The following is a 10471-nucleotide window of genomic DNA, read 5'->3' as shown; positions in this document are numbered from 1 at the left end:
CCCGCCGCCATTACCCCCGCGGGGGCGGCGCGGCGGCCCCCCGGGGCCCCCCCCCCCACGGGCTGAAGGCACCGCCGGGATGGCGGTGCGCGGGGTGTGGCTTACATGTGCGCTTCGGCGTACTCCGCGAGGATCGAGCGCGGCACGCCCTGCAGGGTGATGTGCACGCCGTGGGGGAAATCCTTGAAACGCTCCGTGAGGTAGGTGAGGCCCGAACTGGTGGCGGACAGGTACGGGGTGTCGATCTGCGCCAGGTTGCCCAGGCAGATCACCTTCGAGCCTGCGCCGGCGCGGGTGATGATGGTTTTCATCTGGTGCGGGGTGAGGTTCTGGCACTCGTCGATGAGGATCAGGCTCTGCTGGAAGCTGCGCCCGCGGATGTAGTTGAGCGATTTGAACTGCAGCGGGACCTTTTGCAGGATGTAGTCGACGCTGCCGTGGGTGTTCTCGTCGTCCATGTGCAGGGCTTCGAGGTTGTCGGTGATGGCGCCGAGCCAGGGCTCCATCTTCTCGGCTTCGGTGCCCGGCAGGAAGCCGATGTCCTCGTCGAGGCCCTGCACGCTGCGGGTGGCGATGATGCGCCGGTAGCGCTTGGTCACCATGGTCTGCTCGATGGCCGCGGCCAGCGCGAGGATGGTCTTGCCGGAGCCGGCGGCGCCGGTCAGGTTGACCAGGTGGATGTCCGGGTCGAGCAGCGCGAACAGCGCCAGCGCCTGGTGGATGTCACGCGGGCGCAGGCCCCAGGCTTCCTGGTGCAGCAGCGGTTCCTGGTGCATGTCGAGGATCAGCAGCTCGCTCTCGCGAATGCCCTTCACCCAGCCGACGAAACCCTGCTCGTCGAGGATGAACTCGTTGACGTGCACCGCCGGCAGGTTGTCGGTGAGCTGCACGCGGTGCCAGGTGCGACCATGGTCCTGGCGGGTGTCGACCTTGGCCACGCGGTCCCAGAACGAGCCGCTCATGCTGTGGTAGCCACGCGAAAGCATGTCGACGTCGTCGATCAGCTGGTCGGAGTGGTATTCCTCGGCATCGATCCCGCAGGCACGCGCCTTCAGGCGCATGTTGATGTCCTTGGTCACCAGCACCACCAGCTCGCCGGGGAAGCGGCTGCGCAGCTCCACCAGCTGGTTGATGATCTTGTTGTCGTTGAGGTGCTCTGGCAGCCAGGTGATCGGCTCCGCGCGCTTGCTCATGAGGATGGACAGCGTGCCCTTGGGCCCGCTCTTGCCACGCTGGATCGGTACGCCCTTCTCCACCTCTTCCGGGGTGGCATCCCCCAGCACCTTGTCGATCAGGCGGATCGCCTGGCGGCACTCCGCGGCGACGCTGTGTTTACCGGTCTTCAGACTGTCGAGCTCCTCCAGCACGGTCATCGGAATGGCGACGTGGTGTTCCTGGAAATTGAGCAAGGCGTTTGGATCGTGGATCAGGACGTTGGTATCGAGGACGTAGAGGATTGGCTGGGTAGAGCTTGAGCGTCCGTGGTCATCCATACTCGGTCACCTTTTCGAGAGGCCAGGCGACGGAATGCCGGAACAGCGCTCCGCCGCGAAGGACCGCCGACTCCCTGCGTCACGGACGCGGGGGACTGCAGGCAAGGTGCGGGCTGGGGACGCCACCTGTCTGCAGGAATCGGCTGTCTGAAAACGTTCATACAGCAGTTTCGATGACGATAAGAAGTCTTTTTTCCTGCCGGACGGCCTTTTTTGTCACAGCGACGAAATGACCTTGGCGAGGCTTCCGGGCGCCGTTAAAGTCAGAAGTCCGCCCCACCGGAACCTGCCGGAAAATCCGCCCCTGCAGTGTCCCGTCGCTTCGCGAAACGCCCGTCCTTGATGCGCTCCGGCACTTCTTTGGCCCTCCCGCCCCGCTATCGTCCTGCCTTATCGCCTTCATAGCTGGAGCCCTGCACCGGGTAACGCCTAGAATCGGCGCCGACCTTATGGAGATGACGACGCATGCTGATGGTGATTTCCCCGGCCAAGACGCTGGACTACGACACCCCGCCGACCACCGCCAAACACAGCCTCCCGCAGCACCTGGACGACGCCCAGGTGCTGGTCGAGCAGCTGCGCGCCATGAGTCCGGCGCAGATCGGCGAGCTGATGCACCTCTCGGACAAGCTCGCCGGCCTCAACGCCGCGCGTTACGGCAGCTGGAACGCGGACTTCACCCCGGCCAACGCCAAGCAGGCGCTGCTGGCGTTCAAGGGCGATGTCTACACCGGCCTCGCCGCCGAGGATTTCACCGAGAAGGATTTCGCCTTCGCCCAGCAGCACCTGCGCATGCTGTCCGGCCTCTACGGCCTGTTGCGACCGCTCGACCTGATGCAGCCGTATCGCCTGGAAATGGGCACCAAGCTGGCCAACCCGCGCGGCGCGGATCTCTACGCCTTCTGGGGCGAACGCATTACCGGCTGGCTAAATGAAGCCCTGGCCGCGCAGGGCGACGACGTCCTGCTCAACCTGGCGTCGAAGGAGTACTTCTCCTCGGTCAAACGCAAGGCGTTCGCCGGCCGCATCATCGACACCGAGTTCAAGGACCTGAAGAACGGCCAGTACAAGATCATCAGCTTCTACGCGAAGAAGGCCCGCGGGCTGATGGCGCGTTACGTGATCAAGGAGCGCCTGAAGGACCCGCGCCAATTGCGGGGCTTCGACTATGCCGGCTACCGCTTCAGCGCCGAGCAGTCGGGCGCGGGTAGCCTGGTGTTCCTGCGCGACGAGCCGCAGGACTGATCGAGCCGCCGGACGCTTCGCGGTAGCCGTCCGCCGCGCTTCTTGTTGTACGATGTCGCAGCGCTTGCCGCACCTTGGCCGCCTGGCAATTCGACCAAGGCCGGGCTTGCGCCTGACAACTACAAGAAGAAGGAACTGCCACATGAGCCAACCCGTCGTCCTGATCACAGGATGCTCCAGCGGCATCGGCCGCGCGCTGGCCGATACCTTCAAGCGCGGCGGCTACCAGGTCTGGGCCAGCGCCCGCAAATCCGAGGACCTGGCCTCCCTGGAAAGCGCCGGCTTCCATGCCGTGCAGCTCGACGTCAACGATGCCAGCGCCGTCCACCGCCTCGCCGAACGCCTGCTGAAAAACGCCGGGCGCCTCGACGTGCTGATCAACAACGCCGGCTACGGCGCGATGGGCCCGCTGCTGGACGGCGGCGCCGAAGCCCTGCGCCGGCAGTTCGAAACCAACGTGTTCTCGGTGGTCGGCGTGACCCGCGCCTGCTTCCCGCTACTGCGCGAGAGCCGTGGCCTGGTGGTCAACATCGGCAGCGTGTCCAGCGTCCTGGTGACCCCCTTCGCCGGCGCCTACTGCGCCTCCAAGGCGGCGGTGCACGCGCTGTCCGACGCCTTGCGCATGGAGCTGTCGCCGTTCGCCATCGAGGTGATGGAAGTGCAGCCCGGCGCGATCGCCTCGAGCTTCGGCACCAACGCCAGCCGCGAGGCCGAATCGCTGATCGGCGAAGACTCGCCCTGGTGGCCGATCCGCGACGGCATCCGCGCCCGCGCCAACGCCTCGCAGGACAATCCGACGCCGGCCAGCGACTTCGCCCAGCAGTTGTTCGACGCCGTGCGCCGCCCGCAGCGCCCGCGCCTGTTGCGCCTGGGCAACGGCAGCCAGGCGCTGCCGCTGCTGGCGCGCTGGTTGCCCAAGGGCCTGCTGGAGAAGGGCCTGCGCCGACGCTTCGGCCTGAACGTGGCGCTGTGAAGCGGCTGATCCGCCGCGCCTGTAGAATCGGCGCTCCCTTCGATGACAAGGCCCCGCCGTGCTCAACTACCTCTGGTTCTTCGCCGCCGCGCTGTTCGAGATCGCCGGCTGCTACGCCTTCTGGCTGTGGCTGCGGATGGACCGCAGCGCGCTGTGGATCGCTCCCGGCCTGCTGGCGCTGACGGCCTTCGCGCTGATCCTCACCCGCGTCGAGGCGGAGTTCGCCGGCCGAGCCTACGCCGCCTACGGGGGCGTGTACGTCTGCTCGGCGCTGTTCTGGCTGGCCTTCGTCGAGCGTACCCGTCCGCTACCCAGCGACTACCTCGGCGGCGCGGTGTGCCTGCTGGGCGCCGCGATCATCCTCTTCGGCCCACGCCTGTCGCACAGCTGAAGCCGCCGTTTCAGGCCGGCGTCGGCGCCACCGCCGCGACGGGACGCGCCTTGCGGAACACCAGCAGGTTGCCTGCCATCACCAGCACCAGGCCGCACAGGGCCGGCAGCGTCCACTGGTAGCCCTCGACGAACGCCGAGATGTTCAGCGCCACCACCGGGAACAGCACGGTGCAGTAGGCGGCGCGCTCCGGCCCCATGCGGCCGACCAGGGTCAGGTAGGCGGTGAAGCCGATCACCGAGCCGGGAATCGCCAGGTACAGCAGCGAGCCGACGTAGCGCGTGCTCCAGTCGAAGCTCAGCGGCGTGCCGCTCACCAGGCACACCGCGAGCAGCGCCAGGGTGCCATAGAGCATGCCCCAGGCGTTGCTGCTCAGCGGGCGCAGGCCGGCCTTCTGCTGCAGGCTGGAGAGCAGGTTGCCGGCGGAGAAACACAGGGTTCCGAGCAGCGCCAGGCCAAGGCCGATCAGGGTTTCACGGCTGGCGGAGTGGCCGCCCAGTTCCGGCCAGAACAGCAGCGCCAGGCCGAGTAGCCCCAGCGCGCCGCCGGCCAGCACGTTCGCGGCGATGCGCTGGCCGAAGAACACCCGTGCGTTCAGCGCGTTCCACAGGGTGGCGGTGCTGAACACCACGGCGATCAAGCCACTGGGTATCCACTGGCTGGCGCTGTAGAAGCACAGGAAGTTGACGCAGAACAGGCACAGCCCCTGGGCCACGCAGAGCAGCTGTGCGCGCCGGTCGAGCCTTTGCAGGCTGCCGCGCAGCAGCAGGTAGGCGAACAGCACCAGCGCGGCCAGGGCGAAGCGATAGGCGATGGAAGCGGCGATGGCGACGTCGCCCATCTGCAGCTTGATGGCGATCCAGGTGGTCCCCCAGATCAGCACGGTGAGCAGGTACAAGGCAAGGTTCATGGCGACTCCGAGACGGAAAGGGCGAGCGATGCGGCGACGAAGAGTCTGCCGCGCGTCGGGCCTGGCCGCTTGCAGGAACTTGCGCTTTTGACGACCGTCATCGCTCGGCAACGGAAGCCGTTGGAGGTGGTCAACGTGCGATACTCCGTGGTCGGACACACGGACGCGCCGCAAGCCGTCCGCTCCATCGTCCATCCACCCCGCGCAGCGTGGGGTTTCGGCAGGGCGCATCCAGAGAGTTCTATGACCCAGGTGCCAGGCGACTCCATGTCCATTCCGCGAAACGGCAATAGCATCAGCAGCAAGCTGGATTTTCCCGTCGTCGGCATCGGTGCCTCGGCAGGCGGGCTGAAAGCCCTGCAGCAGTTTCTGGAACAGATGCCGAAGGGCAACGGCATGGCCTTCGTGGTGATCCTGCACCTTTCGCCGGATCACGAAAGCAGCGCGGCGCAGGTGCTCCAGCGCGCCACCCGGATGAAGGTCCTGCAGGTGACCGAACCGGTGCCGATCGAGAAGCACCACGTCTATGTGATTCCACCGGGCAACGACCTGTCGATGAACGACGGCTACCTGCGCCTGACCGACCCGCCGGCGCGTCGCGGCCAGCACACCTCCATCGACCTGTTCTTCCGTACCCTGGCCGATGTGCACAAGGAGCGCGCGTTCTGCATCGTCCTCTCCGGCAACGGCAGCGACGGCACCGTGGGCCTGGCACGCATCAAGGAACAGGGCGGCGTGACCATGGCGCAGGCCCCCGAAGATGCGGAATACGAGGGCATGCCGCGCAGCGCGATAGAAAGCGGCCTGGTGGACATGGTCCTGCCGGTTACCGAGATGCCGCAGAAGCTCACCGAGCTGTGGCAGAACCTCAGCAACATCGCCCTGCCGGACTATCCCGAGGAAGATTCCGCGATCCAGATTCATGGCGTCGACACCAAGGAACAGGCACAGGCCGCAGAGCGGGCGCTGCGCGACGTGATCAACCTGCTGCGCAACCGCACCGGGCACGATTTCCGCCATTACAAGCGTGCGACAGTGCTGCGCCGCATCGAGCGACGGATGCAGGTGAATGCCAAGCAAAGCCTTCCCGAGTACCTGGACTACCTGCTGGAGAACAGTGCCGAGACGCACGCGCTCCTGGGCGACATGCTGATCGGCGTGACCAACTTCTTCCGCGACCGCGAGTCCTTCGAGGCACTGGAACGCGACATCATTCCCCTGCTCTTCGAGGAAAACACCGACGAGGAGCGCGAAATCCGCGTCTGGTCGGCGGCCTGCTCGACCGGCCAGGAAGCCTACTCGCTGGCGATGCTGCTCAGCGACCAGGCGGAGCTCGACGGCAGGCCGGCGAAACTCCAGGTGTTCGCCACCGACATCGACGAACGCGCCATCGCGGTCGGGCGCGCCGGCATCTTCCCCGAGGCGATCATCACCGACGTGACACCGACGCGCCTGCGCCAGTTCTTCACCAAGGAGCAGACGTACTACCGGATCAAGAAGGAAATCCGCGAGAAGATGCTGTTCGCCCAGCACAGCCTGCTACGCGATCCGCCGTTCTCCAAGCTCGACCTGATTTCCTGCCGCAACCTGCTGATCTACCTCGACCGCGACGTGCAGCACGACATCCTGAGGATGTTCCACTTCGCCCTGCGCCCGGGCGGCTACCTGTTCCTCGGCAGTTCGGAGACGGCCGATGCCTGCGCCGACCTGTTCACCGTGGTGGACAAGAAGAACCGCATCTACCGCGCCAGGACAGACATCGGTATCACCCGGCGCACGCCAGTGGTGCCGACCGAAGGTTTCCAACTCGCCCCCACGGTAATGAAGACCACCAGCTACGAGCGGCGTAAGGTGTCCTTCGCCGAGGTGCATCGCCGCGTGCTCGAGCAGTACGCGCCGCCCAGCGTGATCGTCAACCACGAGTCCGAGATCGTGCACATGTCCGATCGCGCCGGGCACTTCTTGCGCTACGTCGGTGGCGAGCCCTCGCACAACCTGCTGACCCTGGTCCACCCGGAACTGCGCCTGGAACTGCGCACCGCGCTGTTCCAGGCCATCCAGTCGCGGATGAGCGTAGAGGCCCGCCGCGTGCGCCTGGCCCGCGACGGCCGGACCTTCTACGTGAACATGGTGGCGCGCCCGTTCACCGACGGCGAAGCTGGTAGCGAACTTGTGCTGGTGCTGTTCGACGAGGTCGAGGAGACGATGGGCAACGAGGCCAAGTCGCCCCGTGACGACGGCAAGGACAGCGTGCTCGCGCACCTGGAAGAGGAGTTGCAGCGCACCAAGCAGCAGCTGCAAGCCACCATCGAGCAGTCGGAAACCTCCACCGAGGAGCTCAAGGCCTCCAACGAGGAATTGCAGGCGATCAACGAGGAACTGCGCTCCACCACCGAGGAACTGGAGACCAGCAAGGAGGATTTGCAATCGATCAACGAGGAGCTGATCACCGTCAACCATGAGCTGAAGTCCAAGGTCGAGGAAACCGGCAAGATCAACGACGACCTGCAGAACCTGATCACCTCGGCCGACATCGCTACGGTGTTCGTCGACCGCGGCCTGCGCATCAAGTGGTACACCCCGCGGGCGGTCGACATCTTCAGCATCATCCCGACCGACGCCGGCCGCTCGCTGCTTGATATCACCCACCGCCTGTATTACGACGAGCTGGCAGAGGACACCTCTCGGGTGTTCGAGTCGCTCCGGCTGATCGAGCGCGAAGTGCAGAGCACCGATGGCGCCTGGTACATCGTGCGCCTGCTGCCCTATCGCACCACCGAGGACCGTATCGAAGGGGCCGTGCTGACCTTCTTCGACATCAGCCGCCGGCGCGAGGCCGAGGAGCAACTGCGTGCCGGTGAGGAACTGATGCGCCTGGTAGCGGAAAGCACCCGCGACTACGCCATCATCACGCTGGATACCGATGGCCTGATCACCAGCTGGAACAAGGGCGCCGAGATCAACTTCGGCTACCTGGAGCAGGAAGCGCTGGGGCAGCCCGGCGCGCTGATCTTCACGCCCGAAGACATCGAGGCCGGCGTCCCGCAGCAGGAGATGCTCAAGTCCCGCGAGAACGGCCGCGCCGAGGACGAGCGCTGGCACCAGCGCAAGGACGGCAGCCGCTTCTATTGCAGCGGGATCATGACCCCTCTGGTCGGCCAGCGGCAGGGCTACGTGAAGATCGCCCGCGACCTGACCGAGCACAAGCGCCAGCTGATGCAGCAGGAAAGCCAGCTAAACGAGAGCAAGAACTCCAGCCAGCTCAAGGATGAGTTCTTCGCCATTATGTCGCACGAGCTCAAGCACCCGCTGAACCTGATCCAGCTGCATGCCGAGCTGCTCAGCCGCCTGCCGGCGGTCAAGTCCTCGGGGTTGATGAGCAAGGCGGCGCACACCATCCAGCAGGCGGTGCAGAGCCAGGCGCGGATCATCGACGACCTGCTCGACCTGTCCCGCGTGCGCACCGGCAAGCTCAAGCTCAAGCGCACACCCGTAGACCTGCGCCAGCTGATCGACGACATCGGCAAGGTGGCCCAGGCCGAAGCCGCGGCGCGGGATATCGCCTTCAGCGTGCGCCACGGGGCCGACGGCGAACCGATGATCATCGAGGCCGACTTCACCCGCGTCGAGCAGATCGTCTGGAACCTGGTGAACAATGCGATGAAGTTCACCCTCAACGGCGGTCACGTCACCTTGCTCACGGACCTGGACGGGGGCATGGCGCGGCTGCAGGTGATCGACGACGGACAGGGGATCGACCAGGACTTCCTGCCCAAGGTGTTCGAACTGTTCGGCCAGGGCGAAGGCCAGCACGCGCAGCGTAACCGCGACGGCCTCGGCATCGGCCTGTCGCTGGTGCGGCAACTGGCCGAAGCGCATGGCGGGCGAGTCGCGGTGACCTCCCCCGGCCGGCAACGAGGCAGCACCTTCAGCGTCTGGTTGCCGCTCTACACCCTGCCGCACGCGCTTCCGGTCGAGGACGGGGCCGTCGAAGGCGGCAAGCTCAGGAACCTGCGGATTCTCCTGGTGGACGACTCGCCGGACATCCTCGAAACCCTGCAGATGCTGCTGGAGATGGAAGAGGCTCGGGTGACCACCGCGACCAGCGGAGAGAAGGCGCTGGCGCTGGCCGACACTCAGACGTTCGACCTGATCCTCTCCGACATCGGCATGCCGAACATGGACGGCCACGCGTTGATCCGCGCCCTGCGCCAGCTGCCGCAATGCGCCGGCGTGCCGGCCATCGCCCTCACCGGCTACGGCACCAGCGACGACGCGCAGAAGACCCTCGACGCCGGTTTCAACCAGCACATCGGCAAACCGGTGGCCTACGACGCCCTGATCGAAACCATCGAGAAGCTGCTGCACTAAATTGCAGATTCTTGCGCTTTTTCGCCGGCGGTGGCTGCGCAGGCCGCCGTCGGCGCCGTAGGATGGCGGCATTGAGGTGTCCGCATGTCGCAGCTCGAACAGAATCAGGTCTTCCAATCCCTCGCCAGCTCTCCCCATGCCCGCCTGGAACACAGCGCGGAACTGGGAGACGGGCTGGCCGCGGCGTTGTGGAGCAACCATCACGACGCCCGCGACTACACCGGTACGGCCTGGCACACGCTGTCCTGCTATCTGGACGGCGGCACCGGCACCTTCCGCCGCGAGCGCCCGCATGCCAAGGGCGCGCCGGATAAGCTGTGCGTCCTCCCCGCCGGGCATGAATCGGCCTGGGTGATCAACGGCGACATCCGCCTGGCTCACCTCTACGTCAGCCCGCAACGCTTCGCGCAGAGCGCGGTGACCCTGCTCGACCGCGAGCCGCGCGAACTGCAGCTCAACGAGGCGACCTTCCTCGACGATCCGCAGCAGGCCCGGCGCTTCCGCCAGCTGAGCCGGCTGGACTGGAGCGAGCCGGGTGAGCGCCTGCTGACCAGCAGCCTCGCCCACGCCATGCTCGAACACGCGCTGCTGACCCAGGTTGGTCGCCGGCCCGAGCTGCGCCTGAAGGGCGGGCTGGCGCCTCGGCTGCGGCGGGGCCTGGTCGATTACATCGAAGCGCACCTGGACGACGCCATCAGCCTCGGCCAGTTGGCCGGCATCGCGGCGCTGTCCGAGTATCACTTCGCGCGGATGTTCCGCGAGAGCTTTGGCCTGCCGCCGCACCGCTACCTGCTGGCCCGGCGTCTGCAACGTGCCCGCGAGCTGCTGCGCGACAGCCCTCTGGCGCTCGGCGACATCGCCCTGGCCTGCGGCTTCGCCAGCGCCAGCCACTTCAGCAACCGCTTCCGCGCCGAATTCGGCGGCACGCCGGGCCAGTACCGGCAGGCTCTGAACCGCCCGCTGTAGCGCGCATGCGCCGGGCTCGCGCGCCGTCCCGCATACGCTTGCAGCGCCGACGAACGCCAGCCAACGGGTGCCCAAGCGCGGCGGCGCGTGCGAGAATTGACGGTTCACGACTCGCAGCGACC

7 protein-coding genes are annotated in these 10471 nt (G+C 66.4%); 5 read left to right on the top strand and 2 right to left on the bottom strand.

The annotated features are described in order from the left end of the window. Positions 1-101: 101 nt before the first annotated feature. Positions 102-1493, bottom strand: coding sequence for a PhoH family protein (locus QMX85_RS19720; RefSeq protein WP_282343739.1), 1392 nt, complete (start codon positions 1491-1493; stop codon positions 102-104). A gap of 465 nt (positions 1494-1958) precedes the next feature. Here QMX85_RS19720 and yaaA point away from each other — a divergent pair, with 465 nt between their 5' ends. The 3 genes from yaaA (at position 1959) to QMX85_RS19705 (ending at position 4102) form a co-directional block, all read left to right on the top strand. Then, on the top strand, positions 1959-2738 hold the full coding sequence (gene yaaA, locus QMX85_RS19715; protein WP_282343737.1) for a peroxide stress protein YaaA: 780 nt from the start codon (positions 1959-1961) through the stop codon (positions 2736-2738). Positions 2739-2880: 142 nt separating this feature from the next. Next, positions 2881-3711 carry an SDR family oxidoreductase gene (locus QMX85_RS19710; RefSeq protein ID WP_282343736.1) on the top strand — a complete coding sequence of 277 codons (831 nt, stop codon included), beginning with the start codon at positions 2881-2883 and terminating at the stop codon, positions 3709-3711. 58 nt (positions 3712-3769) lie between these two features. Then, complete coding sequence (locus tag QMX85_RS19705) at positions 3770-4102, top strand: YnfA family protein (RefSeq protein WP_090226964.1); 333 nt, start codon at positions 3770-3772, stop codon at positions 4100-4102. A gap of 10 nt (positions 4103-4112) precedes the next feature. On the opposite strand, the gene QMX85_RS19700 is transcribed toward QMX85_RS19705, so the two are convergent. Next, entirely contained in the window at positions 4113-5012 is a 900-nt protein-coding gene (locus QMX85_RS19700; RefSeq protein WP_282343735.1) for a DMT family transporter, read from the bottom strand. Between the two features lie 243 nt (positions 5013-5255). Between QMX85_RS19700 and QMX85_RS19695 the strand changes: the two genes are divergently transcribed. Together QMX85_RS19695 and QMX85_RS19690 are read left to right on the top strand one after the other, a co-directional pair. Beyond that, positions 5256-9383, top strand: a complete 4128-nt coding sequence (locus tag QMX85_RS19695; RefSeq protein WP_282343734.1) for a CheR family methyltransferase — start codon at positions 5256-5258, stop codon at positions 9381-9383. A gap of 84 nt (positions 9384-9467) precedes the next feature. Further along, the gene (locus tag QMX85_RS19690) at positions 9468-10349 is read left to right on the top strand and encodes an AraC family transcriptional regulator (protein WP_282343733.1); all 882 of its coding nucleotides are present in this window, start codon (positions 9468-9470) and stop codon (positions 10347-10349) included. The last annotated feature ends 122 nt before the right edge of the window (positions 10350-10471 follow it).

The sequence above is a fragment of the Pseudomonas sp. PS02288 genome, from assembly GCF_029959715.1.
In the GTDB taxonomy this organism is placed as follows: domain Bacteria; phylum Pseudomonadota; class Gammaproteobacteria; order Pseudomonadales; family Pseudomonadaceae; genus Pseudomonas_O; species Pseudomonas_O kuykendallii.
Note: the sequence above shows the minus strand (reverse complement) of the source record. Positions and strands in the feature narration are given on the sequence as shown.

Bases quoted from the DNA above. Each gene is read 5' to 3' on its own strand.
- QMX85_RS19720 (WP_282343739.1), bottom strand. From the start codon at position 1,493: ATGGATGACCACGGACGCTCAAGCTCTACCCAGCCAATCCTCTACGTC.
- yaaA (WP_282343737.1), top strand. From the start codon at position 1,959: ATGCTGATGGTGATTTCCCCGGCCAAGACGCTGGACTACGACACCCCG.
- QMX85_RS19710 (WP_282343736.1), top strand. From the start codon at position 2,881: ATGAGCCAACCCGTCGTCCTGATCACAGGATGCTCCAGCGGCATCGGC.
- QMX85_RS19700 (WP_282343735.1), bottom strand. From the start codon at position 5,012: ATGAACCTTGCCTTGTACCTGCTCACCGTGCTGATCTGGGGGACCACC.
- QMX85_RS19695 (WP_282343734.1), top strand. From the start codon at position 5,256: ATGACCCAGGTGCCAGGCGACTCCATGTCCATTCCGCGAAACGGCAAT.
- QMX85_RS19690 (WP_282343733.1), top strand. From the start codon at position 9,468: ATGTCGCAGCTCGAACAGAATCAGGTCTTCCAATCCCTCGCCAGCTCT.